This is a genomic window from Bradyrhizobium sp. Kon10, from assembly GCF_055807395.1.
Genome location: NZ_JBVVOZ010000002.1, coordinates 306,406 through 332,264, shown reverse-complemented (window position 1 = coordinate 332,264; position 25,859 = coordinate 306,406). Strand labels below are relative to the sequence as shown.

The following is a 25,859-nucleotide window of genomic DNA, read 5'->3' as shown; positions in this document are numbered from 1 at the left end:
TCTACGCTTTTCGCGCCATCCCCTGTTTGTGGCATTGCCCGGCTCCGTCAAAAAACCAAAGCATTCTCGTGACATAACGATTTGGCGCGCCATCAACTTGCCACGAAGCTGCCCCTGAGTTCAGATGGATCCTAACGATTTGCGCTGTGGCAGCGGGGAGAGCTTGAAATGACGGATTTTCGTCGCCTGACCGGGGCGTTGTTGGCTGCGATGGGCCTGATCCTGTCCGCGCCGCAAGCCTTCGCCCAGCAGCCCGACCGCGGCGACGAGCCGGGCCTGGTCGCCGACGATGCTTACGAGCTCGATCCGGAATGGCAGAAGCAGGTCGTGTACTACCGCACGACCGAAGCGCCGGGCACCATCATCATCTCGACCGCGGAGCGCCACCTCTATCTGGTGCAGCCGGGCGGGCGTGCGATCCGCTACGGCATCGGCGTCGGCCGCGATGGCTTCCAGTGGCAGGGGCTGGTGAGCATCAGCAACAAGAAGGAGTGGCCGGACTGGACACCGCCGCCGGAGATGATCCAGCGCCAGCCTTATTTGCCGCGCTTCATGGCCGGAGGCCCCGGCAACCCGCTCGGCGCCCGCGCCATGTATCTCGGCGCCACTGTTTATCGCATCCACGGCACCAACCGCCCCGATACGATCGGCACCAAGGTCTCCTCGGGCTGTTTCCGGCTGGTCAACCACGATGTCGCCGATCTCTACGATCGCGTCCCGGTCGGGACCAAGGTGGTCATCCGGCAGAAGCCTGAACTCTAAAGCCACTCGTTCGCGCATGATCGTTCCGGAAAGCCGCTTCGCACTTTCCGGATCATGCGTCCCACCTTCGCCAAAACTCCTTTTCCCGATTATTTCGAGAGAGCAACATGATGCGCACATTTCGAGGCGGCCTGCTGATCGGGCTCGCGGTCGCCGTGCTGGTCGCCGCCTTCGCCATCACCTACGAGTTCTATGACACCCGCACCTTGAAGCGCACCGTCCGCCGCGGCGAGGTGCTGTGCGGCGTCAACAAGGGCCTGCCCGGTTTCTCGATCCCCGACGACAAGGGCAACTGGACCGGTTTTGACGTCGATTTCTGCCGCGCGGTCGCCTCCGCGATCTTCGACGATCCGGGCAAGGCCAAGTTCGTGCCGCTCGACGCCAGCGAGCGCTTCAAGGAATTGCAGAGCCGTAAGGTCGACATCCTCTCCCGCAACTCGACCTGGAGCATGTCGCGTGAGCTTGAATACGATCTCTATTTCCCCGCCGTCGCTTATTATGACGGCGAAGGTTTCATGGTGCCGCGCTCCCGCAACAAGGAGACGTCGCTGGACCTCGCCGACAGCAAGGTCTGCGTGCAGTCGGGCACCACGACGGCGCTCAACCTCGCCGACTATTTTCGCGCCAACAACATGAAGTATGATGAGTTGAAGTTCGACAAGCTGGAAGACGTCGTGAAGGCCTACGACACCGGCAAGTGCGACACGCTCACCGCCGATGTTTCGCAGCTCTATGCGCTGCGGCTCAACCTCGGCAAGCCCGGCGACCACATGATCCTGCCGGACGTGATCTCGAAGGAGCCGCTCGCTCCCGTGGTGCGCCAGCGCGACGACGACTGGATGATGATCGTGAAGTGGACGCTCTACGCGATGATCAACGCGGAAGAGCTCGGCGTCACCTCGCAGAACATCGACGAGGCCCTGAAGTCGAAGAAGCCCGAGGTGATGCGGCTGGTCGGCACCGAGGGTAATTACGGCGAGCAGCTCGGCCTCACCAAGGACTGGGCCGTCCGCGTCATCCGCCACGTCGGCAATTACGGCGAGATGTACGAGCGCAACATCGGCGAGAAGTCGAAGCTGAAGATCCCGCGCGGCATGAACCAGCTGTGGAATGCCGGCGGCGTGCAGTACGCACCGCCGATGCGGTAGGAGTCCCCTCCGCCGTCATTGCGAGCGAAGCGAAGCAATCCAGAGTCTTTCCGCGGACAAAGTCTGGATTGCTTCGTCGCAAGTGCTCCTCGTAATGACGAGCTTGGGGCAGGCGCTTTCCCCCCTCTCAACTGTCATCGCCCGGCTTGACCGGGCGATCCGGTATTCCAGACCCGGCTGTGATCAATCGAGGGGCCGCAGCGTACTGGGTCGCCCGGTCAAGCCGGGCGACGACACCGCGTGTTAAACGACGCTCCGCGCCTCAATACCCCCGCGCGCGCGCCAGCTGCTCGGTGTGGTAATTGGCATCGCCAAACAGCTCCTCGCACACCCGCGCGCGCTTCATGAAGAAGCCGATGTCGAACTGGTCGGTCATGCCCATGCCGCCATGCATCTGCACGCCTTCCTGCACCGCGCGCGTGGCGGTGGTGCCGGCGCGGGCTTTTGCCACTGCGACGCTTGATGCGGCCTTGGCGACATCCGTATCGAGCGCTTGCAGCGCCTTCATCACGGCGGCGCGGGTGATTTCGATGTCGACATAGAGCTCGGCGGCGCGGTGCTGGAGCGCCTGGAATTCGCCGATCAGCTTGCCGAACTGCTTGCGGCTTTTGAGGTACTCGACGGTGCGGTTGAACACCTCTTCGCTCAAGCCCACCATTTCGGAGGCGACCGCGCCGCGGCCGATGTCGAGCACGCCGTCGAGCAAGGCAGCGCCCTGGTCGACCTCGCCGAGCACGCTGTCGGCATTGACCTCGACATTGGCGAGCTCGATGCGCGCCGCGTTGTGCGCGTCGACCATGATGGTGCGCTCGATCGCAACGCCTTTGGCCTTGGGATTGACCAGGAACAGCGTCAAGCCGTCGCGCTCGCCGGCAGAGCCTGCGGTGCGCGCGGCGACGATGAAGAGGTCCGCGACATGACCGTCGACCACCAGCGCCTTGGCGCCGGACAGCTTGAAACCGTTGCCGGCGCGCACGGCCTGCAAACTGGTCTGCAGCGGACGATGCTTTGCACCCTCGTCGATCGCCAAGGTCGCGAGCAGCGAGCCATTGGAGATCTTTGGCAGGTACTCCGACTTCTGCGCGGCGTTGCCGCCGCGGTTCAGCGCCGAGGCCGCGACCACGCCGGTGGCGAGGAACGGCGACGGCATCAAGGTGCGGCCGATCTCCTCCATCACGACGCCGGCCTCGACAAAGCCGAGGCCGCTGCCGCCGAACTCCTCCGGCACCAGCAGGCCGGCAAAGCCCATCTCGGCGAAGGAATGCCAAAGCTCCCTGGAGAAGCCGGTCGGATCCTTCGAGTCGCGCAGATGCCGCAGATGCGACACCGGCGCCTTGTCGCTGATCAGCCCGCGCGCGCTGTCGCGGAGCATCGATTGTTCTTCGGTGAGGACGAGGGCCATGGTGATGTTTCCGGTTCCGAAAATTATTTTGTCTCGGTCATTCCGGGCTGCGCCGTAGGCGGAGGCCCGGAATCCATCAAGCAGCAGAGTTGGTGGACGAATGGATTCCGGGTTCGCGACTCCGTCGCGCCCCGGAATGACGTGTGGTGAGAGTGTGCCTCACGCCCCCGGCAGATCGAGAATGCGCTTGGCGACGATGCCGAGCATGACCTCGGTGGTGCCGCCCTCGATCGAGTTGGCCTTGGTGCGCAGCCAGGCGCGCGGACGGGCGCCTTGCCTGGAACGCTCGCTCTCCCATTCCAGCGCATCAACGCCGCCGGCCGACATCAAAATCTCGTAGCGGCGCTTGTTGAGCTCGGTGCCGTAATATTTCATCGCCGATGAAAACGCCGGATGCGCCTGTCCTGCCTTGGCGAGATCGACCGCGCGCTCGGCGCAGGCCGCGAGTGCGGCTTCGTCGACGTCGAAGCTGGCGATCCGGCCGCGCAGCATCGCATCGTCGAGCTTGCCTTGCGCATCGGTGCCGATGGAGTCCGCGGCGATCTGGCCGAGCGGGCGGCCGACACCGCGCTCGCCCATGCCCGAGATCATCGCGCGCTCGTGCTGCAGCAGATATTTCGCGACGTCCCAGCCGCGATTGATCGTGCCGACCACGTGCGATTTCGGCACGCGGACATTGTCGAAGAAGGTTTCGCAGAACGGCGAGTACCCCGAGATCAGCAGGATCGGCTTGGTCGTCACGCGCTTCGAGGTCATGTCGAACAGGATGAAGCTGATGCCGTCATGCTTCTTCGCGGTTGGATCGGTACGCACTAGACAGAAGATCCAGTCGGCGTAGTTGGCGTAGGACGTCCAGATCTTCGACCCCGTGATGACGAAATCGTCGCCGTCGCTCTCGGCGCGGGTCTGGAGCGAAGCGAGATCGGAGCCGGCATTGGGCTCGGAATAGCCTTGGCACCAGCGGATCAGGCCCGCTGCAATCTTCGGCAGATGCTCCTGCTTCTGCGCCTCGTTGCCATATTTGAGCAGCGCCGGCCCGAGCATCCAGATGCCGAAGCTCGACAGCGGCGGGCGCGCGCCGATCTTTGCCATCTCCGCACGCAGCACCTTGTGCTCGGCCGCGCTCAGGCCGCCGCCGCCATATTGCTTCGGCCAGTCCGGCACGGTCCAGCCCTTGTCGCGCATGCGTTCGAACCAGATGCGCTGCGGCTCGGAGGCGAATTTCGCGTTGCGCCCGCCCCAGAACACGTCGGCATCCGATGTCGCGGGCTTGCGCATCTCCGGCGGGCAATTGGCCTCGAGCCAGGCACGTGTTTGCTTGCGGAATTCTTCGAGATCGGCGGTCTCGGAATCGCTGGTGTTTAGGTCAGTCATGGGTCGTTTCCATCCATCACAATCGACTTGTTGCGCACGACTCTGAGCCATCGCACTGCGGAATTCAACCTCTTCGATGCCGTACGGCGGCGCACGCCCGACGGCATTCGGCTATACTCTCCGCCGCGGCGACGCTTGAAAACAAAGAGGAAACAACGATGCGCCTGAAGCTTCTTTCGCCTGGCGAAATGAACGAGAGCCAGCGGCAGACCTATGACGAATCGATTGCCGGCAAGCGCGGCAAGCCGCCGCCGCCGATGATGGCGTGGCTCAACAGCCCGGAGATGGCCCGTCACGCCACGCGGCTCGGCGAAGTCTTGCGCTTCGACACAATGTTTCCCGCCAAGCTCTCGGAGATTGCGATCCTGGTGACGGCACGGCACTGGACCGCGCATTACGAATGGTACGCGCACAAGCGCCTCGCCCTTGCGGGCGGCCTGAAGCCGGACATCATCGACGCGATCCGCGACCGCCGCACGCCGGAGTTCGACGATCCCGTGGCCAGGATGATCTACGATGTGGCGAAGTCGCTGCATGAGGGCCACGGCGTCGAGAAAGGACTATATGACAAGGCCGTAAAGCTGCTCGGCGAGCGCGGCGTCGTCGAGGTGATCGGGCTGTGCGGCTACTACACGCTGGTGTCGATGACGCTGAACACGTTCGAGTTCGGGCTGCCGGATGGTGAGGTCTCGGAGCTCGCTTGATGGCCTGACCCGATGCGCAGTTTCGCATCAGGAAACGCTGGGTTTCGGGATTGGCCCGTAGCGCCACCCCGGGGTTCGCCCTATCTGGAGTTGGTCAATGGAGCAGCCACATGTCCCAGAATCCACCCGTGAATCCCGGCACCAGGATCGGTCACGTCCATCTCAAGGTCGCCGATCTCGATCGTGCGCTCGGCTTCTATTGCGGCGTGCTCGGCTTCGAGCTGATGCAGCGGATGGGCTCCGGCGCGGCCTTCATCTCCGCCGGCGGCTATCATCACCACATCGGGCTCAACACCTGGGAAAGCAAGGGCGGCTCGCCGCCGCCGCCGGGCACGACCGGGCTCTATCATACCGCGATCCTCTATCCGACCCGCCCTGCGCTCGCGGACGCGCTGCATCGCGTGCTCTCCGCCGGCATTGCGCTGGACGGCGCCAGCGACCATGGCGTGTCCGAAGCGCTGTATCTGCGCGATCCGGACCAGAACGGCGTGGAGCTGTATCGGGACCGGCCGAAGGAGCAGTGGCCGTTCGGGCCGGACGGCAAGCTTGCGATGATCACCAAGCGGCTGGACGTGGAGGAGCTGCTGCGACAGCGGGAAGTGTGAGGCTCCGCTGTCTCCCCGCGTCATTGCGAGCGCAGCGAAGCAATCCAGAATCGTGTCCGCGGAGACAGCCTGGATTGCTTCGTCGCGAGGGCTCCTCGCAATGGCGGAGTGTGTTGGGGCGCCGTCGCGGCTCTACGACGTCCTCGCGCTGCGCTCCCGCACCATGATCAATCCCGCCGCCACCACTTCCAGCGCAATGCAGAGATAGAATGGCAGCGCGTAGCCGCCGGAGATGTCGCGCAGGAAGCCGACGACGCCCGGGCCGAACGCATAGGTCACCTGGTTGATCGCCGTGTTGAGGCTGATCAGCACACCGAACGACGCAGAATCGAACTCACGCTGCACAATCAGCGACGGCAGCGTGATGAGGTTGCCGACCGAGAAGCCGAACACTGCGCAGGCCGCGATCAGCACGTAGTCATTGTGCAAATTGATGACGACGAGCAGCGCCGCGGCCTGGCTGAGGAACGACAACGCCGAGGCCAGGCGCTGGTTGAGGCGGTCGATCACCAGCGAGAACAGCACCCGGCCGATCACTGCCATCGCCGTCAGCACGGCGACCGCGACGGCGGCACGCTCGCGCCCGATGATGGGATCGAGGAACGAGATCAGGTGCACAATGAAGCCGACCTGGGCGAACAGCACCAAGGCAAAGGCGATCGTCACCGTGAGAAAGCCGACGTCGCGCAGTGCAGCTTTACGGATCTCCGCCGATGATTGCGGCTTCAGCTTCGTCGCCGCCTGCCAGCGATGGAGTTCGGGCGGACGGCCGACCGCCAACAGGATCACCGGCACGAGCAGCACCAGCATGGCGCCGGCAACGATCAACATCGCGTTCTCGAAGCCGATATGGCCAATCAAGCTCACCAGCAGCGGCACGCCGACGATGCCGCCGAAGCTGGCGCCGTTCAGTGCCAGGCTGATCGCCATGCCGCGCTTCTGGTCGAACCACAGGCTGATGGTGTTGGTGATCATGGCCAGGCTCGTGCCGGCCCAGCCGAAGGCGAGCACCGCGTTGGCGAGATAGAGCTGCCAGGGCTCGCGCACCGCGCCGATCGCGACCGCGGCGGCCGCCATCGCCAGCGTGCCGGCGATCAGGCAGAGCCGCGGGCCATATGTCCTGACGGTCTCGCCGACGAAGACGACGAGCAGCGCACCGAACAGATAGAAGAACGTCGTGCCCGAGGAGATCAGCGACGCCGGCCACCCCCGCGCGCGCTGAAGCTCGGCCACATAGACGCTCTGGCCGTAGAACCCGAGCCCCCAGCCGAAGGTCGCGAGCAGGAAGCAGACCGCAACGATGCGCCAGCCTTCGTAGCGGAGCGAGGATTCGTCGATTGGTGTGCCGTGACGGGGATTGTCGAGCATTGCGTACTCCGTCATGCCCGGCCTTGTGCCGGGCATCCACGTTCTGTCTTCGACGCCAAAGACGTGGATGGCCGGGACGAGCCCGGCCATGACGACATCTAATTAGTCGATCAAGAAAATCACTTCGACGGCGATCGAACTATCAACCCTGCTGACAGCCTCCTGCCAACCTATTGAGCATGATCTTTTCGGAAAACCCCTACGCACTTTTCCGGATCATGCGCTAGATCGCATCCGGGAACTCACCCATGGACGAACCCATGGCCGCGTTCAGCCGGGCCCTGCGGCGGCGGGCAAAGGAGGCGAACGAGAGCACCGCAAGGCCGAGCGCCGCCGGCGGGAACACCACCATGTTCACGGCCGACCAGCCGTAATTTGCGAGCAGCTGCCCCGACGAGAACGAGCCGATCGCCATCATCCCGAACACCAGGAAATCGTTGAAGGCCTGCACCTTGTTGCGCTCCTGCGGCCGGTGCGTCTCCAGCACCAGCGCGGAGGCGCCGATGAAGGCGAAGTTCCAGCCCACACCGAGCACGATCAGCGTCGCCCAGAAATGCATCGCGGTGATGCCGGAAAGACCGATCGTGGCAGCGCTTGCTTCGAGCAGCAGGCCCGCGGCGACGATCCTCTGTGCGCCGAAACGGGCGATCAGCGCGCCCGTGAAGAAGCTCGGGCCGTACATCGCGACGATGTGCCATTGAATGCCGAAGTTGGAATCGCTGACGCTGAGGCCGCACATCTTCATGGCGAGCGGCGCCGACGTCATCACCAGATTCATCATGGGATAGGCAATGACGCCGCACAGCGCGGCCGCGATGAAGCGCGGCTGGCGGACGATCGTCAGCAGAGGCCTCCCGCCGTGGAGATCCGCGGGCGCAGGCTTCGGCATGTCGACGCCCGCGACGATGCCCATCGCCACCAGCGCGACCGCGGCCTGAACCAGGAAGCTGAAGGCGAACAGATAAGGCGACCAGACATCCATGGTCCACTGCACGAGCTGCGGACCGAGCACGCCGGCGAACACGCCGCCCGCCATCACCCACGACACCGCCTTCGGCCGGTAGGCGGCGCTGGCGCCGTCGGCGGCGGCAAAGCGATAGGACTGCGCGACGGCGCCGTAGAGGCCGCCGAGGAAGGTCGCGACACAAAACAGCGCGAACGAGGCATGCAGGATCGCGAACGAGCCGAGCACGCCGGTGAGGACGCCGCAGCCGGTGCCGACGATAAAAGCCACGCGGCGGCCGAACCGGCGCGAGATCGCACCGGTCGGCAGCGTGCCGGCGGCCAACCCCACCACATACATCGAGATCGGCACGGTCGCGAACGACATGTCGGGCGCGAGCGTGGCGCCGACGATCGAGCCGGTGGCAAAGATCACCGCCGAATTGGCGCCGGTCAGCGCCTGGGCCGCGGCAAGGCGCACCACATTGGTGCGCACGCGGGCGTCGTCGGCGATTTCGTCGGCTGAGGTCAGGTCGATCATCGGCATTTCCGCCCCAAAGGGCCTTCAAGGGGCTCGTTGATTCCCGGCACTATGGAGAGGCGTGGGAGGGTGAGCAACCGGCGCAAATGGGCGCAGGCCATGCCTCTGACGCAATCGGACCGATGATACCGGGCCGCGGTCTTGACGGCTTGCGCTCGATCAAATCCTATCCGCCGCGACGTTTCGGAGTTTCGATCATGTCCATCGACGACAAGCCTACGCTTGACAAGCCCGACGACGATCCCTGGCTCTGGCTTGAGGAGATCGAAGGCGCACCGGCGCTGGATTTCGTCGAGCGGCAGAATCGTCTGACACTGCAAGCGTTCGGTGGCGCAGCATTCGAGCGCGACCGCGATACGCTCGCCGCGATCTACGATCGGCCGGACAACATTCCCTATGTGCGGCGTCGCGGCGGCTGGCTCTATAACCTCTGGAAGGACGCCGGCCATCCACGCGGCCTGTGGCGGCGCACCACGCTTGCGGAGTTTCGCAAGCCTGAACCGTCCTGGGAGATCCTGCTCGACATCGACCAACTCGCCGCGAGCGAGGGCGAGGACTGGCTCTTTGGCGGCGTGGCCGCGCGACCCCGAAGCCCGCGAGTCATTTTGAGCCTGTCGCGCGGCGGGAGCGATGCCGTCACGTTGCGCGAATTCGAGGTCGAGACGAAGAGCTTCGTGACTGATGGCTTCTTTCTGGCGGAAGCCAAGAGCAGCGTCGATTGGGTCGATGCCGACACGTTGCTGCTCTCCAGCGCACTTGGCGAGGGCATGGCGACGACATCGGGCTACGCGAGGACCGTGCGGCTGTGGCGGCGCGGGAGCAGCGTCGACCAGGCGCCAGTGGTGTTCGAGACGGCGCCCGACCATATGCGGGTTTATAGCTACGTCGACGACACCGTGCCGGCACAGCGTATCTGGTTCATCGACCAATCCGACTTCTTCAATTTTCGCTCCTCGATTGGCACCACAGCCGGCGCAATCGCAAAACTCGACCTGCCCAGCAACATCTGGATGCAAACGCACCAGGACTGGCTGTCGATCAAGCCGCGCGAGACCTGGTCGGTCGCGGGACACACTTACGCCGCCGACGCGATGCTCGGCATTTCGCTCTCCGCGTTTCTGGCCGGCAGCCGCGACTTCACCGTGTTGTTCGAGCCGGGATCGCGGCGGGCGTTACAGGGGTTTTCCTGGAGCGGCGGCAGGCTTGTGCTGTCCATCCTCGACGAGTTGCGGCCGGTGTTCGAGATCTGCACGCCGTCGGCAGCAGGCTGGAGCCGGCAGCGGCTGCAAGGACTGCCCGACATTGGCGTGGTCGACGTCTGGAGCCTCGATCACCACGAATCCGAGAGCAATGGCGATCTGCTTGCCAATGTGCAGGACCCGCTGACGCCGGCGTCGCTGCTGCTGATCGAGCGCGGCGTCGAAAGCCCGACCGTGCTGAAACAGGCGCCGAAGACGTTCAATCCCGATGGCCTCGTGGTGACGCAGCACGAGGCCATTTCGACCGACGGCGAGCGCATTCCCTATGTGCAGACCGGTCCCGCTGAGGAGACCGGCGATGCGCCGGTTTATATGACCGCCTATGGCGGCTTCGGACTCGCGGTGAAGCCCTATTACAACTCCGCTCTCGGCAAGCTGTGGCTGGAGCGCGGCGGCACCGTCGTGCAGGCGAATTTGCGCGGCGGCGGCGAGTTCGGCACGCGCTGGCACGATGCCGGCCGGCTCGCCGGCAAGACATTGTCGCACGATGATTTCGCGGCGGTCGCCGCCGATCTCGTGCGCCGCGGCGTCACCAAAGCGAAACGCATCGCGGCGCAGGGCGGATCGAACGGCGGCATTCTCATCACCAACATGCTGGTGCGCTACCCCGAGCGCTTCGGCGCGCTGTTCTGCACGATCCCGCTGATCGACATGCGCCGCTACACCAGGCTGCTCGCCGGCGCGAGCTGGATCGCGGAATATGGCGATCCCGACAAGCCCGAGCAGTGGGACTGGCTGAAGACCTACTCCGCCTATCACAATGCAAAGCCCGGACAGCCCTATCCGCCGATCCTGATCGCCACCACGCGGCGCGACGACCGTGTCCATCCCGGCCACGCGCGCAAGATGGCGGCAAAGCTCCAGGCGATGGGCTACGAGGCTTATTTCTACGAGCCGGAAGCAGGCGGCCACGGCTACGGCAAGGACAACAAGGAACGCGCCGGCTTCGAGGTGCTTGGATTTCAGTTTTTGAAGGACAAGATCGGGTGGCGCGATGGCGAGGCGTGACGGCGTCTCGAAAAGTGCAGGCCGCGGGCGCCGCTTACCTCTCCCGCTTGCGGGAGAGGTCGACGCGCCCCGGGCGATGCGAAGCATCGTCCCGCGCGCGGCGGGTGAGGGTTTTCTCCTCTAGGGGATGTCCCGTTGTTGAGACACCCTCTCCCCAGCCCTCCCCCGCAGGCGGGGGAGGGAGATCACTGCCTTCGTGGCTTAGCGCCCGAACACCAGCGTCAGATTGTTCGCGGGCATGTCTGTCGCTTCGATCAGGTTGAGGCCGACGCCTCGCGCCAGCTTCTCGACGTCGCTGAGATCGCGCACGCCCCAATCGGGATTGCCGTCGCGCAAAGAGGTGTCGAACACCGCGTTGCTGAGCGCGGTGTGCTTGCCGTCGCGCTTGAACGGGCCGTAAAGAAACAGCTTGCCGTCGGGGCGCAAGTAACGGCCGGCGCCGGCGAACAGGCCCTCGGCCACGGCCCAGGGCGCGATGTGGATGACGTTGGCGCAGAACACGGCCGCGAGGCTCTTCGGTCCCTGCCCGCTGTTCATCTCCGGGCACCAGTCGGGATCGGACAGATCAATCCGCAGCGGCGTGCGGATGTTTTGCAGGCCGGAATGCACCCGCCACGCCTCGATGCTCTTGACGTGCCGCTGGTTGAGGTCGCTGGGCCACCAGACGAGATCGGGCGTATGGCGGGCGAAATAGACCACGTGCTGGCCGGTTCCGCTGCCGACTTCGACTGCGTCGCCGGCGCTCCCGGCAAGGTGCTTGTCAAGCACCGCCCAGAGCGGCTCGTGATTGCGGTGAAAGGCCGGCGCATCGAGCCGGCCGTCGGATTCGACCCGACCGCCGTCCCTGCCAAATTCGACGACATAATCAGCCAATTGAGGTCCCCTGAAAACTGGAGAACGAAGATGAAAACAGAACGAGCGCCCAAACGCTCCAAAATCACCGGTCCGCGCCCACGGACCGAATCCCGAGCAAAATAATCCCTTCAGTTGCAATGCGGAAGATATTAACTCCATTTTGCAGCCCGCATAGTCTCGATTGTCAGGACATGCCGGGTGTGCTTTTGAGCACTATGTTTCCGTACCCGTAACGCTTCAGGACGACGCCTTGACCGCCTTTCCTTGCAAGCCGGCCCTGCTGCTCACGCTGGTCGCCCTCGCCAACTTGGCCGCCGCACCGGCATGGGCCCAGTCCGCTGTGGCCGAGGGCCAGAAACTCGCGTTCGACCGCGGCAAGGGCAATTGCCTGACCTGCCATGTCATCAAGGGCGGCGACCTGCCGGGAACGATCGGGCCGGAGCTGAAGGGCCTCAAGGCGAAATACCCCGATCGCAACGAGCTGGTCGCGATCCTGTTCGACGAGACCAAGCGCAATCCGCAGACCATGATGCCGCCGTTCGGCCGCAACCGCATTCTGACCGAACAGGAGATCAACGCGATCGTTGATTTCCTGCAAACGCTGTGACGGCCGGCCCAGGAGACCTGAGATGACCACATCCACCGAACCTCATCCGACGCGACGCCTGATCCTTCAGGGCGCGGCCTCGGTCGCGCTGATCGGGCTCGGCAATCTGCCGTTCGCGCCCGCGCGCGCCGCAGCCAACGACAAATATCCGGAAGAGGCGTTCAAGCTCAAGAACGAGGCCGACGCGATCAAGGCGCTCTACGGCAAGACCGCCGAGCCCTCCGACAAGGTCAAGCTCGATGCGCCCGAGATCGCCGAGAATGGCGCTGTGGTGCCGATCTCGGTGACGACGACGCTCGACAAGGTGACCTCGATCTCGTTCTTCGTCGCCGAGAACCCGAACGCACTCGCCGCAAGCTACAAGATTCCGGACGGCACGATCCCGGGCATCGCCAACCGGCTGAAGATGGCCAAGACCAGCAACGTGGTCGCAATCGTGGAAGCCGACGGCAAGCTCTACAGCGCGACCAAAGAGGTCAAGGTCACCGTCGGCGGCTGCGGCGGCTAAGGAGAACCGAGATGGCATCTACCATTCGCGTCCGTGCAACGTCCAACGGCGACATCACCGAGGTGCAGACGCTGATCCAGCACCCCATGGATACCGGCTTGGTCAAGGATTCCAAGGGCGAGCTGATCCCCGCGCACTACATCCAGGAGCTGAAATTCGAATGTAACGGCAAGGACGTTTTCGTCGCCAATTGGGGCACCGCCGTCTCCAAGGACCCTTACGTCAAGTTCAGCTTCAAGGGCGCCAAGAAGGGCGACGACCTCAAGATCTCCTGGACCGACAACAAGGGTGGCTCGGACACGACCACCGCGAAGATTTCGTGATGAAGGCCCGCTTCACTCTCCTATTTGGCTCCTTGAGCGCCGCCCTTGTCGCGGTCGCGCTCGCCTCTGCGGGCGTGAGCGCCGCCGACAAGGTCGACCCTGCCGCCGACGCAAAGGCGTTCCAGAACTTCTTCTTCCGGAAATTTCCAAATGTGAAGCACGAGGATTTCGTCAACGGTCCTTATTCCATGAACGAGGACATGAAGCGGCAGTGGCAGGAGAAGGAAGAGTTTCCGCCCTACGAGTTCGCGCTCGATGCCGGCAAGGAGATGTTTTCGACACCGTTCAAGAACGGCAAAACCTACGCCGATTGCTTCCCGAATGGCGGCATCGGCATTCGCCAGAACTATCCCTATTTCGACACGAAAGAAGGCAAGGTCGTCACGCTGGAGCTCGCGCTCAACCGTTGCCGCGAGGCCAATGGCGAGGCGCCCTACTCCTATGTGAAGGACGAGATGGCCTCGCTGACCGCCTACATGGCCTTCACCTCGCGCGGCAAGCCGATGGACATCAGGATTCCCGATGATCCCCGCGCGCTCGAGGCCTTCGAGAACGGCAAGCGCTATTTCTACACAAGGCGCGGCCAGCTGAATTTCTCCTGCGCGAGCTGTCATGTGCAGAGCCCGGGTGAGCGCATCCGCGCCGAGGTGCTGGCACCGGCTCTCGGCATTCTCAACGCAATGCCGATCTACCGCTCCGAATGGAGCGGCATGGGCACGACCAGCCGCCGCTTCATCACCTGCAACAGCCAGACCCGCGCGGTCCCGCTGGAGCCGCAGGCGGATGAATATCGGGACGTCGAATATTTCCTCTCTTACGTCGCCAATGGCCTGCCGATTTCGGGGCCGGGAGCACGGCCATGAAGCGGTCACTTGCTCTCGCCATGCTGCTTGCGCTGACCGTCGCGCCGCCCGTGCGCGCCGCAACCGAGGCGGACTACAAGGCGGCCTATGCCGCCGCAGAAGCCGCATTCAAGGAGGCCGCAGACCTGCGCAACCAGTGGACCACCACCGTCTCGACGCTGGCTGCCGCGAAGAAGGCCGCCGACAGCAGCGATTTCGACCGCGCCGTGGCGGCCGCCAAGGAGGCCGAAGCTCTGGCGAAAGCCTCGATCTTCCAGGCCAGGTCTGAAAAAGAGGCCTGGAAGGCCATGGAAATCCGCTAGACTAAATCGCAATGGAACCGTCGAACTGCCGAGAATAGGCGCGGAGAAACTTGGATGGCGATCCGCCGCCGCGATTTCCTGAAGAGCACAGCCGCTGCCGCCGCAACGCTCGGCGTGCCGCGGCTTGCGCGTGCCGCCGAGGCCGCGAGCATTTACGACATCGAGCGCTTCGGCAATGCGCGCATCCTGCACCTCACCGACACTCATGCGCAGCTCAATCCGGTCTATTTCCGCGAGCCCAGCGTCAATATCGGTATCGGCGAGATGGCAGGACGGCCTCCGCATCTGGTCGGCCGCGCGTTCCTGGAGCGATTCGGAATCCGGCCCGACAGTGCGGATGCGCATGCGTTCACCTGCGTGGAGTTCGAGAAGTCCGCAACCCGCTTCGGCAAGCTCGGCGGTTTCGCGCATCTGAAGACCCTGATCGATCGTCTCCGCGGCGATGCCGGCGAGAAGCACTCCGTGCTGGTTGACGGCGGAGATCTCTGGCAGGGCACGGGGCTTGCCAACATCATGCAGGGCCGCGACATGGTCGAGGCCGCCAACCTGCTCGGCGTCGAGGCGATGACGGGGCATTGGGAATTCACCTATGGCGAGCAGACGCTGCGCAACAATCTCGAGCGCTTCAAGGGCGAGTTTCTGGCGCAGAATGTGTTCCTGACCGAGGAGGCCGCGTTCAACGACGCCCCCGCCTTCGACAGAGCGAGCGGCCGCGTGTTCAAACCCTCGACGATCAAGGAGCTCGGCGGCTACCGCGTCGCGATCATAGGCCAGGCTTTTCCTTACGTGCCGATCGCGCATCCCAAGCGGTTCACGCCGGACTGGACCTTCGGCATTCGCGAGGAGGAGTTGCAGAAGCACGTCGATGCGTTGCGTGGCGCCGACAAGGTCGATGCCGTCATCCTGCTCTCGCACAACGGCATGGATGTCGACCTCAAGCTCGCGAGCCGCGTGACCGGCATCGACGTCATCTTGGGCGGCCATACCCATGACGCCGTTCCGCAGCCTGTTGCGGTGAAGAACCCGAGCGGCATGACGCTGGTCACCAATGCCGGCTCCAACGGAAAATTCCTGGCCGTGCTCGATCTCGCGCTCGACAAGGGCAAGGTCCGCGACGTCAAATATCATCTGCTGCCGGTCTATTCCGAGCTGCTGAAGCCCGATCCGGCGATGGCCGAGCTGATCGGCCGGGTGCGCGCGCCGTTCGCGACGGACTGGTCGGAGAAGATCGCAACACCCGACCGCCTGCTCTATCGCCGCGACAATTTCGCCGGCCCGGTGGACGATCTGATCTGCACGGCGTTGCGCACCGAGCTCGACGCCGAGATCGCGCTGTCGCCGGGCTTCCGCTGGGGCGTCACCGCACTGCCCGGCCAGCCGCTGACGATGGAGGATTTGCTCGCGGAAACTGCAATCACCTATTCCGAGACCTATGTGCAGGAGATGACGGGCGCAGAGATCAAAAGCGTGCTGGAGGACGTCTGCGACAATCTCTTCAACACCGATCCGTACTACCAGCAGGGCGGCGACATGGTCCGCGCCGGCGGTCTCAGCTACACCTGCACGCCGACCAATGCGATCGGCAGCCGCATCTCGGACCTGAAGCTCGACAGCGGCAAGACATTGCTCGCCGCCCATCGCTACAAGGTCGCGGGCTGGGCTTCCGTCAACGCGCAACAAGGCGCGCCGGCTTGGGATGTGGTGAGTAAATATCTGCGCTCCGGCCGGATGATGCCGGAGCGGCTCGGATCCGGCGTCACTCTGAAGGGCGTCGAGGGCAATCCGGGAATTGTGGGACAGGGGTGACGCGCTTGCAACTCTTTCGCGCGATCATGCTGGCGCTGTTGTCCTTGAGCGCGATGCCGCTGGCCGTGAGCCAGCAAGCGTTGGCGCAGCAGAGCTTGGCGCAACAGGTGCCGCTCCAGGACAAGCCGTTCGCAGAGCACAAGATCGTGCTGCAACTGTCCGACAATGACGCGAAGAAGCAGGCGCTGGTGCTGAGCGTCGCCAACAACCTCCTGAAGTTCTACGACCCGGACAAGGTCGCGATCGAAGTGGTGACGTTCGGTCCCGGCATCGACCTTCTGCTCGCCGGCAGCGACCGCCGCAAGCAGGTCGAAAGCCTGATCGCCCAGGGCGTCCGTTTCGACATCTGCCTCAACACCGTCGACACCATCGAACGGGAGACCGGAAAGCGGCCGGAGTTCATTCCCGCTGCCACGCCGGTGCAGGTCGGCGTCGGGCAGATCCTGTTTCTGGCGGAGAATGGCTACACGGTGGTGAGGCCGTAGCGGCCTTCCCGCGTCATACTCTCCCCGTCGTCCCGGCGAAGGCCGGGACCCATACAGCGTGATCTCTCGGTTGGGGCAGCAGGAGTACCGAACGACTGATCTTCGCCACACTACTGCCTCGGAGTATGGGTCCCGGCCTACGCCGGGACGACACCGAGTTTGTAGCTCCAGCTGCCTGCAGGCCTCGCCAAGCCCACCGCCCGCAATAAAACTCTTCTAAATGCTCCTGTTTCAACAGCACATTACTTCTCTTTCTGGCCCGCCCCGTAGTAGAATTTCAAAAATCAGTTCACGCCGGGCCTTGCCATGATCTTCCGCCAGCTCTTTGACAGCGTTTCGGGCACCTACAGCTACGTTCTGGCCAGCCGCGCTGGCGGCGAGGCGCTGATCCTCGATCCTGTGCTGGAGAAGGTCGACCGCTATTGCCAGCTGCTGCGCGAGCTCGACCTCAAGCTGGTCAAGGCGGTCGACACCCATTTGCATGCCGACCACGTCACCGGGCTCGGCGAGCTGCGCGACCGCACCCATTGCATGACCGTGATGGGCGATCAGACCAAGGCCGACGTGGTGGCCATGAGAGTTGCCGACGGCGACAAGGTGACCATCGAGGGCCTGTCGCTCGACGTGATGTACACGCCCGGCCACACCGACGATTCCTATTCCTATTTGATGGGCGACCGCGTCTTCACCGGCGACACGCTGCTGATCCGCGGCACTGGGCGCACCGATTTCCAGAACGGCTCCTCACGCGCCCAATATGAATCGATCTTCAACCGTCTGCTCAAGCTTCCGGACGAGACGATGGTGTTCCCGGCGCATGACTACAAGGGCGACACCGTCTCCACCATCGGCGAGGAGAAGCGCTACAATCCGCGGCTGCAAGTGCGCTCGGTCGACGATTATATCGAGCTGATGGCCAATCTGAAGCTGCCCAATCCGAAGATGATGGACGTGGCGGTGCCGGCCAACATGCATGTCGGGCTGCATCAGGAGGAACTGGAGAAAGAGGGGCGCGCGCTCAGCGCGGCGGAGGCGATTCGCATCCTCGGCCGGCCGGACCTGCTGCTGGTCGATCTGCGCGAGAGCAACGAGCGCGCCAAGCACGGCACGCTCGAGGGCGCGCTGCACACGCCCTATCCCTCCGTCGAGGAGAGCCTCAAGCCCGGCGGCATGCTGCGCGAGGTCGCGGCCGCGACCGGTCGCCGCATCGTGTTCTTCTGCGCGTTCGGCGAGCGTTCGGCGATGGCCGTCGCTGCGGCCAAGGACGCCGGCCTCACCAATACTGCCCACATCGCCGGCGGCATCGACGCCTGGAAGAAGGCGGGTGGGCCGGTGCTGTGCACCTGACCGCTGTGATCGCGGCTTGAGATAAGTCAGCAACCGCCTATGTTTTGCGGGTAGCATCGGATGCAGCATCACCGTCCGGAACAGCCATGGCCAAGACCGCCAAACCAGCCGAACCGCCCAAGAGGCCGGACGACAAGGCGAAGAAGCCTCCGCCGCCGCGCGACAACGACGACGAGTACGAGGACGGCGACATCGCCACGCCGAAGCGCGATCGATACGGGCCGGATGACGAGCCGTTGTGAGGCTAGCGGCGACGCGCGTTTTGACAACGCGCTCGCGCGACATCTTCCGTGTCGTCCCGGCGAAGGCCGGGATCCATACCGCGTGATCCTTCGATTGAGGTCGGTCGCAGTACCGAACGACGAGTCTTCGCCAAACCGCTCCCTGGGGTTATGGGTCCCGGCCTTCGCCGGGACGACATTGAGGATGGAGCTCGCGCTTCGCCGGGAGGGCGATGTGGAGGCGACCTGTCGACCCTCACGCCCCCACCCGCACTACCTGCCATGCGCCTGCGTTCATGGACAAATAACGGCTGTCCCCGATAGTTTGCGCTCCCCTCGGGAGTGAAACGGAACTGCAATGGTCGACGTTCTCGCCGCACCGCAACAGGGCAAGGCGGACAGCGCGCTGACCGGGATCTCGATCGCGCATTGGGTCAGCCATTTCCATCTGCTGGTCCTGCCGATGCTGTTTCCGTTCCTCAAGAGCCAGCTTGGGGTCGGCTATGTCGAGCTCGGCTTCGCGCTGACCGTGTCTGCGGTCGTATCCGGGCTGACGCAGGCGCCGACCGGCTATCTGGTCGATCATTTCGGTGCGCGCAGGATTTTGCTGGGTGGACTGACGCTTGGCGGGCTCGCGCTGATGCTGCTCGGTGTGCACCTGAGCTATGCCTCGCTGATCGCCTGCGCCGTGCTGCTTGGGCTCGCCAACAGCGTCTATCATCCCGCCGATTACGCAATCCTGGCCGAGCACATGGATGAGGCGCGGATGGGCCGCGCCTTCTCGATCCATACTTTTGCCGGCTATCTCGGCGGCGCGGTTGCGCCCGCGATCGTCGCTGCGCTGGTCACGGTGTCCGGCGGCGTCGGCGCGCTGATCGCGTCGGGTGTCATCGGCGTGCTGGTCGCCCTGCTGCTGGTCACCATGAACATTCCCGATGCCGGCGCGCACAAGAACAAGCCGGCCAGCGCGAACGCGCCGAAGCAGGCCGTGATCACCCCGGCGCTGATCACGCTGACCGCGCTGTTCATGCTGCTGAGCCTGTCGGTTGCCGGCATCAACAATTTCGGCGTGGTGGCGCTGATGAGCGGCTATGGCGCGTCCTACTCCGCCGCCAATGTCGCGCTGACCGCCTTTCTCGCAGCCAGCGCCGCCGGCGTGCTTGCGGGCGGCTTCCTCGCCGATCATACCGAGCGCCACGGCTATGTCGCAGCCGCCTGCTTTGCCGCGAATGCGGCCATCGTGCTCTTGATCGCGCTTGTGGCGCTGCCCGGCTGGGCGCTCACCGCGACTATGACCGCCGCGGGCTTCCTCTCCGGCGTGATCGCCCCCTCGCGCGACATGCTGGTGCGCAATGCCGCGCCTCCCGGTGCTGCGGGGCGCGCCTTCGGCATCGTCTCCACCGGCTTCAATCTCGGCGGCATCGTCAGCCCGCTGCTGTTCGGCTGGATCATGGACCAGAGTGCGCCGCACTGGGTGTTCGGCGCCTCGGTGATCTTCATGGTGGCAACGGTGGTGCTGTCGCCGTTCACGGAGCGGCGGGCGCAGGGCAAGGCGTAGCTACAAATTCAGTGGTCGTCCTGGCGAAAGCCCGGACCCATTACCCCAAGGAGCAGTTGTGGCGCGAGACTGGCAACTCTGAGTCTTCGCCAAACACCCCCCTGTGGTTATGGGTCCCGGATCTGCGCTCCGCTTCGCTGCGCTTGTCCGGGACGACAGGAGGTCTGAGGCGGCGCCAAGCCTTCTTACGTCGGCGACACCACACCCTTCAGCGCTGCGGCCTGCGGAACCGCACCGCGCGTCAGCCTGGCCTTCTCTGTGTTGGGCCAGAGCAGGAGCAGCCCGAGCAGGCCGGAGCCGACCATGATCACGGCATTGATGGTGAATCCGGTCATGTAGCCGTCGACCATGTTGCCGGCGCGCTGGATCACGGTGCCCATCACGCTGGGTGCAATGATGCCCGAGAGCGTATAGAGCGCGCCGTAGATCGCGAGGATCGCACCGCGCTGCGACGTCGGCGTGAATTCACCGAGCATCGCCGGGCACACGACATAGATCGCGCCGCAGAGCCCGGGGCCCACCACGAGCAACACGATCTTCAGGCCCACGCCGGGGACATACGGCATTGCCGCCAGGATCAGGCCGCCGATGATCAGCGGCACCGAGCCGAGCACGCCGCGCGAGACACGCGTCGTGTAGCCGCGCGCCGTCATCACCTGCGATATCCAGCCGGTCAGGATCACGATGGTCGCGCCGAACACCCAGGGCAGGATCGAGATCCAGCCGGCGTTCGATTGCGAGAAGCCGAGTCCCTTGATGATGAAGGACGTGAACCAGGTGAGGCCCAGCGACAGCGCCCAATAGGCGCCAAAGGTCGCGGCCACGCAGCCGATGAAGGTGCGCGAGGTCAGGAGCTGCACATAGGAGATCTTGGGCTCGGCAACCGCGGATTCATCGGTGTCCAGTGGACCTTCCTTGCCGAGCGCGAGCCAGGCCGCGACCCAGATCAGGCCGGCAACGCCGAGCGCACCGAAAGCATAGTGCCAGGAATGATTGACGATCACCCAGTTCAACGCCGGCACCGCCAGGATGACACCGAAGGCCGACCCCTGCGACAGGATCGCGGTCGGCAGCGTGCGCTTCTCGTTGGGAAACCATTTGTAGACGGCGTGCATCGCCACCGCAGCCGCCGGGCCTTCGCCGGCACCCAGCACGATGCGGCAGATCAGAAGCGTGGTGAAGCTGACGGTGCCGACCATCGGAAACTGTGCCAGCGCCCAGATCACCGCCAAGGTCAGCAGCACCCAGCGCGTCGCCACCTTGTTGACGATAAAGCCGACCACGATGGCCGAGATCGAGAACAGGAAGAAGAACGAGGAGCCGAGCAGGCCGAACTGCTCCGGATCGAGCTTCAAATCGGTCATGATCGGAACACCGGCGAGGCCGACGACGATCTTGTCGGCGAAGTTCACCAGCATGAACAGAAACAGGAGAAAGGTAACGGTCCAAGCGTGCTTCGGAGTCGCCGCAGCTGCCCCCGCCGTCTTGCCCGCCACCATGGGCGTTCCCTGAGCGCTCATCATTCTCCCCGTCTGTCTTTGGTACTTTTTTGATTTGGCCGTTGTTGAAGCTAACAACGGCTTGAACGGCAACGCAACCCCGGCATTTCCGCATCAACTGTGCTACGCAGCATTTCCGTTAATTCCGTCCGGCGCCATTCATCTTGCTGAGCATCAAAAACCTCTCAAAAACCTTCGCATCGGCCGGCGAGCCGGTGCACGTGTTGCGCGGCGTCGATCTCGAGCTCAAGGCCGGTGAGCGCGTTGCACTGACCGGCGAATCCGGCAGCGGCAAGAGCACGCTGTTGCACCTGATCGCGGGGCTGGATGCCGCTGATGACGGCACGATCCGGCTAGAGGACATTGAGGTGAGCAAGCTGTCGGACGCGGGCCGCGCCGCAGTGCGGCGCGACCGGATCGGCCTGGTTTTTCAGCAGTTCAACCTGATCCCGAGCCTCTCGGTCGCGGACAATCTCGCCTTCCAGGCCCGGATCGCCGGACGGCATGATGCGAGCTGGCACACGGAACTGGTCGAGCGCCTCGGGCTCGGCGGCCTGTTGAAGCGTTACCCCGAGCAACTGTCCGGTGGCCAGCAGCAGCGGGTCGCGATCGGCCGGGCGCTGGCGACAAAGCCGTCGCTGCTGCTCGCGGACGAGCCGACCGGCAATCTCGACGAAGCCACCGCCGATGACGTGCTGGCGCTGACGCGCGACCTCGTCGCGCGCACCGGCTGCGGCTTCCTGATGGTGACGCACAGCCTGCATCTCGCCGGCACGCTCGACCGCCACGTCATCCTGCATGCGGGACGGATCGCATGAAGCGCGCGCTGTGGGTGCTCGCCGTGCTGCTCAGCCATTGGCGGCGCCACAAGATGCAGTTCGCGACGCTGCTGATCGGGCTGATCGCGGCGACTGCGTTGTGGAGCGGAGTGCAGGCGATCAATCAGCAGGCCCGCAACGCCTATGATCGCGCGGCGGCGACATTTGGCGGCGTGCGCACTGCGATGCTGGTCGCGCCGAATGCGGCGACCTTCCCGCAAGAGTTTTTCGTCAAGCTCCGGCGCGCGGGCTGGCCGGTCTCGCCGGTGCTGGAAGGCCGCGTCCAGATCAACGGCCGCTCCGTGCGGCTGCTCGGCATCGAGCCGGTGACGCTGCCGAGCGACGTCGGCAATGCGCCGCGCCTTGGGGCCGCGGATTTGAGCAGCTTCGTCAACGCGCCTGGCCAGACGCTGGTGGCGCGTGAGACGCTGACGGACTTGCAGGAAACGAAAGGCGCAACACCCTCCATCAGCAATGGCGCAAAACTGCCGCCGCTGCACGTGCAGCCACAGCTCGTGCCTGAGGTGCTGGTCGTCGATATCGGCGTGGCGCAGCGGCTGCTCAACAAGCCGGACCAGGTGTCGCGGCTTTTGATCGGCAAGCCAAAGGGCAAGCCCGCGCCGCTCGCAAGCGTCGTCGGTGACCAGCTGCAGCTGGTCGAGCCGAACGCCGAGACCGAGCTGGAACGCCTCACCGACAGCTTCCATCTCAACCTCACCGCCTTCGGACTGCTGTCGTTCTTCGTCGGCCTCTTCATCGTCAATTCGGCCGTCGGCCTCGCCTTCGAGCAGCGGCTGCCGATGCTGCGCACATTGCGGGCCTGCGGCGCCTCGGCGCGGCTGGTCAACACGGTGCTCGTGGTCGAGCTGGTGGCGCTGGCACTGGTCGCCGGCCTGATCGGATTGGTCTGCGGCTATTTCATCGCGGCGGCGCTGTTGCCTGACGTCGCGGCGTCGCTGCGCGGGCTCTATGGCGCCCAGATTCCGGGGCAGCTCACGCTCCGACCTGAATGGTGGCTCGCCGGCATCGGCATCAGCATTGCGGGCGCGCTTGTTGCGGCGGCAACCAGCCTGATCAAGGCGATCCGGATGCCGGTGCTGGCGACGGCGCAGCGGTATGCCTGGCAGCAACGGCAGCGCCGCTGGCTGATCCTGCAAAGCGTCGCTGCTTGCGCCGTGTTCGCGGTGGCGCTGCTGTTGCTGCGCTATGGCTCCTCGCTGATCGCAGGCTTCGGGGTGCTGGCGGCACTGATGCTGGGGGCAGCGCTGATCCTGCCGGCTTTGCTCGAGATCATGCTGCGCGTGGGCCAACGCACCGCGCGAGGGCCGCTCGCGCTGTGGTTCTGGGCGGATAGCCGGCAACAGCTTTCGGGACTATCGCTGGCGCTGATGGCGCTGCTGCTCGCGCTTTCCGTCAATGTCGGCGTCTCCACCATGGTGGAAACCTTCAGCCGCACCTTTGTCGGCTGGCTCAACGGGCGGCTTGCCGCTGATGTCTACATCAGCGCCTCCGACAACGCCCAAGCCGTTGCGATCCGGAACTGGCTGAAGGACCGCAACGACGTGCAAGCCATTCTGTCGGGCGGCCGCGCGGAGACTCAAGTTCAGGGCCAGCCGGTGGAATTGCTCGGCCTGCCCGATCACGCGCTCTATCGCGAGCGCTGGCCGCTGCTGGAGACCGCGCCGCGCGCCTGGACGCAGCTCATCCCGGGCAATGCCGCCTTCATCAGCGAGCAATTGAGCCGGCGGCTGAATGTCCGGGTCGGCGATGTCATCGACGTGCCGGCGCCGGGCGGAACATGGGAGCTCGACATCGTCGGCGTCTATGCCGATTACGGCAATCCCAAGGGGCAGCTTGCCGTCAATGTCGCGGCGCTGATCCGGCAGTTTCCGCAGACGCCGCAGACGCGGATTGGCCTTATTGTTCCGCGCGACAAGATTGCCGGATTGATCGCAGCATTGCAGGCGCAATTTTCGCTCGACGATCGCAGCGTCGCCGACCAGGCGACGGTGAAGGCGGAGTCGATCCGGATCTTCAACCGCACCTTTGCGGTCACCTCGGCGCTGAACACCTTCACGCTTGGCGTTGCCGGCATCGCGCTGCTGACCAGCCTGCTGACGCTGGCGAATTCGCGCCTGCCGCAGCTCGCGCCGCTCTGGGCGATCGGCATCACGCGGCCGCGGCTCGCCGCGATCGAATTGACCAAGACGCTGTCGGTTGCGCTGTTCACGTCGCTGCTGGCTGTGCCGCTCGGACTCCTGGTGGCGTGGTGCCTGATTGCGATCGTGAACGTGAAGGCGTTCGGCTGGCGGCTGCCGTTCCACGTGTTTCCGCTGCAACTGGTCGAGCTGGTCGCGGTCGCACTGGTCGCGTCGCTGCTTGCCGCGCTGCTGCCGATGGTCCGGCTGGCGCGGATGCAGCCGGCGGCGCTCGTCAAGGTGTTCGCCAATGAGCGCTGACGGCATCTCGCGACGCGCCCTTGTCGGCGGCATGGCGGCGCTCGCGCTTGCGCGCCGCGCAAGCGCACAAGGCTATGCCGGTCTCGGCGAGAAGGCGGACGGCTTTGCGCAGGTGACGCCGGGAAAGCTGTTTTCCTTTCCGGCCGATCACGGGCCGCACCCGGAGTTTCGCATCGAATGGTGGTATCTCACCGCGAACCTCGTCGACAGCAGCGGTGCGGCCTGTGGCCTGCAATGGACGTTGTTCCGCCAGGCGACGCAGCCGGGGCCGCAGGGCGAGGGCTGGGCCAATCAACAGATCTGGATGGCGCATGCCGCGGTGACGCGGGCCGATACCCATCGTTTCAACGAGCGGCTCTCGCGCGGCGGCATCGGCCAGGCCGGCGTCGCGGCAAAGCCATTCGCAGCCTGGATCGACGATTGGGAGATGAAAGCAACTGACGGCACCGACGATCGCACCTTGTCGCCGCTGACCCTGAAAGCCGCGGGCCCCGATTTCAGCTATGCGCTGACGCTCGAAGCGGATCGTCCGGTGGTGTTGCAAGGTGATGGCGGCTACAGCCGCAAGTCGGAGCGCGGCCAGGCGTCCTATTATTACAGCCAACCGTTTTTTCACGCGCGCGGCAGCATCACGATTGACGACAAGCCGGTCGATGTCTCGGGCCAGGCCTGGATGGATCGCGAATGGAGCAGCCAGCCGCTCGACCCCGACCAGACCGGCTGGGACTGGCTGTCGCTGCATCTCGCCTCCGGCGACAAGCTGATGCTGTACCGGCTCCGTCAAAAGGATGGCAAGGACTATCCGTTCGGCAACTGGATTTTCGCCGACGGCCGAACGCAGATGATTGCGGGCAACGACATTCAGATGACACCAAAGGCAACGGCGGATGTCGCGGGACGCAGGCTGCCGGTGCAATGGCAGATCACGATCCCGTCGCGATCATTCTCGATTGTTTGCAAACCGCTGAACCCAAAGGCCTGGATGGGGACCGGCTTCTCCTATTGGGAAGGACCGATCAGCTTCGCCGGCACGCATAATGGCGTTGGCTATCTCGAGCTGACCGGCTATTGAACCGCAGTCTGCTCAAAAGGATG

24 protein-coding genes are annotated in these 25,859 nt (G+C 64.5%); 18 read left to right on the top strand and 6 right to left on the bottom strand.

From position 1 onward, the window contains the following. The first annotated feature begins 168 nt into the window (after positions 1-168). Together AC0L2O_RS04545 and AC0L2O_RS04540 are read left to right on the top strand one after the other, a co-directional pair. Positions 169-762, top strand: a complete 594-nt coding sequence (locus AC0L2O_RS04545; protein ID WP_473368849.1) for a L,D-transpeptidase — start codon at positions 169-171, stop codon at positions 760-762. 110 nt (positions 763-872) lie between these two features. Continuing rightward, positions 873-1,910: an amino acid ABC transporter substrate-binding protein gene (locus AC0L2O_RS04540; RefSeq protein ID WP_473368963.1), complete on the top strand. Its 1,038-nt coding sequence runs from the start codon at positions 873-875 to the stop codon at positions 1,908-1,910. Between the two features lie 262 nt (positions 1,911-2,172). On the opposite strand, the gene AC0L2O_RS04535 is transcribed toward AC0L2O_RS04540, so the two are convergent. Both AC0L2O_RS04535 and AC0L2O_RS04530 read right to left on the bottom strand, forming a co-directional pair. Then, complete coding sequence (locus AC0L2O_RS04535) at positions 2,173-3,312, bottom strand: acyl-CoA dehydrogenase family protein (RefSeq protein WP_473368848.1); 1,140 nt, start codon at positions 3,310-3,312, stop codon at positions 2,173-2,175. A gap of 159 nt (positions 3,313-3,471) precedes the next feature. Next, positions 3,472-4,686, bottom strand: coding sequence for an acyl-CoA dehydrogenase family protein (locus AC0L2O_RS04530; protein WP_473368847.1), 1,215 nt, complete (start codon positions 4,684-4,686; stop codon positions 3,472-3,474). 158 nt (positions 4,687-4,844) lie between these two features. Between AC0L2O_RS04530 and AC0L2O_RS04525 the strand changes: the two genes are divergently transcribed. After that, positions 4,845-5,390: a carboxymuconolactone decarboxylase family protein gene (locus AC0L2O_RS04525; RefSeq protein ID WP_473368846.1), complete on the top strand. Its 546-nt coding sequence runs from the start codon at positions 4,845-4,847 to the stop codon at positions 5,388-5,390. A gap of 110 nt (positions 5,391-5,500) precedes the next feature. After that, positions 5,501-5,995, top strand: a complete 495-nt coding sequence (locus AC0L2O_RS04520; RefSeq protein ID WP_369720479.1) for a VOC family protein — start codon at positions 5,501-5,503, stop codon at positions 5,993-5,995. Between the two features lie 132 nt (positions 5,996-6,127). On the opposite strand, the gene AC0L2O_RS04515 is transcribed toward AC0L2O_RS04520, so the two are convergent. Together AC0L2O_RS04515 and AC0L2O_RS04510 are read right to left on the bottom strand one after the other, a co-directional pair. Then, positions 6,128-7,363 (bottom strand): MFS transporter, encoded by a 1,236-nt coding sequence (locus tag AC0L2O_RS04515; RefSeq protein ID WP_473368962.1) that lies wholly within the window; start codon positions 7,361-7,363, stop codon positions 6,128-6,130. 223 nt (positions 7,364-7,586) lie between these two features. Continuing rightward, entirely contained in the window at positions 7,587-8,846 is a 1,260-nt protein-coding gene (locus tag AC0L2O_RS04510; RefSeq protein WP_473368845.1) for an MFS transporter, read from the bottom strand. Between the two features lie 197 nt (positions 8,847-9,043). Between AC0L2O_RS04510 and AC0L2O_RS04505 the strand changes: the two genes are divergently transcribed. After that, positions 9,044-11,113, top strand: a complete 2,070-nt coding sequence (locus tag AC0L2O_RS04505; protein ID WP_473368844.1) for a prolyl oligopeptidase family serine peptidase — start codon at positions 9,044-9,046, stop codon at positions 11,111-11,113. Between the two features lie 201 nt (positions 11,114-11,314). Here AC0L2O_RS04505 and AC0L2O_RS04500 read toward each other — a convergent pair whose 3' ends face one another. Further along, entirely contained in the window at positions 11,315-11,986 is a 672-nt protein-coding gene (locus tag AC0L2O_RS04500) for a DUF938 domain-containing protein (RefSeq protein WP_409191475.1), read from the bottom strand. Between the two features lie 232 nt (positions 11,987-12,218). On the opposite strand from AC0L2O_RS04500, the gene soxX reads away from it, so the two are divergent. The 10 genes from soxX (at position 12,219) to AC0L2O_RS04450 (ending at position 19,988) form a co-directional block, all read left to right on the top strand. Beyond that, on the top strand, positions 12,219-12,575 hold the full coding sequence (gene soxX / locus AC0L2O_RS04495; RefSeq protein WP_369720474.1) for a sulfur oxidation c-type cytochrome SoxX: 357 nt from the start codon (positions 12,219-12,221) through the stop codon (positions 12,573-12,575). Between the two features lie 22 nt (positions 12,576-12,597). After that, positions 12,598-13,083, top strand: coding sequence for a thiosulfate oxidation carrier protein SoxY (gene soxY / locus AC0L2O_RS04490; RefSeq protein WP_473368843.1), 486 nt, complete (start codon positions 12,598-12,600; stop codon positions 13,081-13,083). Between the two features lie 11 nt (positions 13,084-13,094). Further along, positions 13,095-13,406, top strand: a complete 312-nt coding sequence (soxZ, locus tag AC0L2O_RS04485) for a thiosulfate oxidation carrier complex protein SoxZ (RefSeq protein ID WP_369720472.1) — start codon at positions 13,095-13,097, stop codon at positions 13,404-13,406. Continuing rightward, the gene (gene soxA / locus AC0L2O_RS04480; RefSeq protein WP_369720471.1) at positions 13,406-14,269 is read left to right on the top strand and encodes a sulfur oxidation c-type cytochrome SoxA; all 864 of its coding nucleotides are present in this window, start codon (positions 13,406-13,408) and stop codon (positions 14,267-14,269) included. The genes soxZ and soxA overlap by 1 nt, the downstream gene beginning before the upstream one ends. Then, a complete protein-coding gene (locus tag AC0L2O_RS04475) occupies positions 14,266-14,571 on the top strand; it encodes a hypothetical protein (protein ID WP_473368842.1) in 306 nt (101 codons plus the stop codon). The genes soxA and AC0L2O_RS04475 overlap by 4 nt, the downstream gene beginning before the upstream one ends. 54 nt (positions 14,572-14,625) lie before the next feature. Continuing rightward, a complete protein-coding gene (soxB, locus tag AC0L2O_RS04470) occupies positions 14,626-16,377 on the top strand; it encodes a thiosulfohydrolase SoxB (RefSeq protein ID WP_473368841.1) in 1,752 nt (583 codons plus the stop codon). Positions 16,378-16,430: 53 nt separating this feature from the next. Continuing rightward, positions 16,431-16,862 (top strand): DsrE family protein, encoded by a 432-nt coding sequence (locus AC0L2O_RS04465; protein WP_473368961.1) that lies wholly within the window; start codon positions 16,431-16,433, stop codon positions 16,860-16,862. A 306-nt stretch (positions 16,863-17,168) separates the two neighbouring features. After that, the gene (locus AC0L2O_RS04460) at positions 17,169-18,209 is read left to right on the top strand and encodes an MBL fold metallo-hydrolase (protein ID WP_473368840.1); all 1,041 of its coding nucleotides are present in this window, start codon (positions 17,169-17,171) and stop codon (positions 18,207-18,209) included. An 86-nt stretch (positions 18,210-18,295) separates the two neighbouring features. Next, on the top strand, positions 18,296-18,451 hold the full coding sequence (locus AC0L2O_RS04455) for a hypothetical protein (RefSeq protein ID WP_369720468.1): 156 nt from the start codon (positions 18,296-18,298) through the stop codon (positions 18,449-18,451). A gap of 337 nt (positions 18,452-18,788) precedes the next feature. Further along, positions 18,789-19,988, top strand: a complete 1,200-nt coding sequence (locus tag AC0L2O_RS04450) for an MFS transporter (RefSeq protein ID WP_473368839.1) — start codon at positions 18,789-18,791, stop codon at positions 19,986-19,988. Between the two features lie 185 nt (positions 19,989-20,173). On the opposite strand, the gene AC0L2O_RS04445 is transcribed toward AC0L2O_RS04450, so the two are convergent. Beyond that, the gene (locus tag AC0L2O_RS04445) at positions 20,174-21,508 is read right to left on the bottom strand and encodes an MFS transporter (protein ID WP_369720466.1); all 1,335 of its coding nucleotides are present in this window, start codon (positions 21,506-21,508) and stop codon (positions 20,174-20,176) included. A gap of 143 nt (positions 21,509-21,651) precedes the next feature. Between AC0L2O_RS04445 and AC0L2O_RS04440 the strand changes: the two genes are divergently transcribed. Genes AC0L2O_RS04440 through AC0L2O_RS04430 form a run of 3 tightly spaced genes read left to right on the top strand, consistent with a single transcriptional unit; the run spans position 21,652 to position 25,836 of the window. Then, on the top strand, positions 21,652-22,305 hold the full coding sequence (locus AC0L2O_RS04440; protein ID WP_409191467.1) for an ABC transporter ATP-binding protein: 654 nt from the start codon (positions 21,652-21,654) through the stop codon (positions 22,303-22,305). Further along, positions 22,302-24,764 (top strand): ABC transporter permease, encoded by a 2,463-nt coding sequence (locus tag AC0L2O_RS04435; RefSeq protein WP_473368838.1) that lies wholly within the window; start codon positions 22,302-22,304, stop codon positions 24,762-24,764. Before AC0L2O_RS04440 ends, AC0L2O_RS04435 begins: the two co-directional genes overlap by 4 nt. Next, positions 24,754-25,836, top strand: coding sequence for a lipocalin-like domain-containing protein (locus AC0L2O_RS04430; RefSeq protein ID WP_473368837.1), 1,083 nt, complete (start codon positions 24,754-24,756; stop codon positions 25,834-25,836). The genes AC0L2O_RS04435 and AC0L2O_RS04430 overlap by 11 nt, the downstream gene beginning before the upstream one ends. Positions 25,837-25,859: the final 23 nt, after the last annotated feature.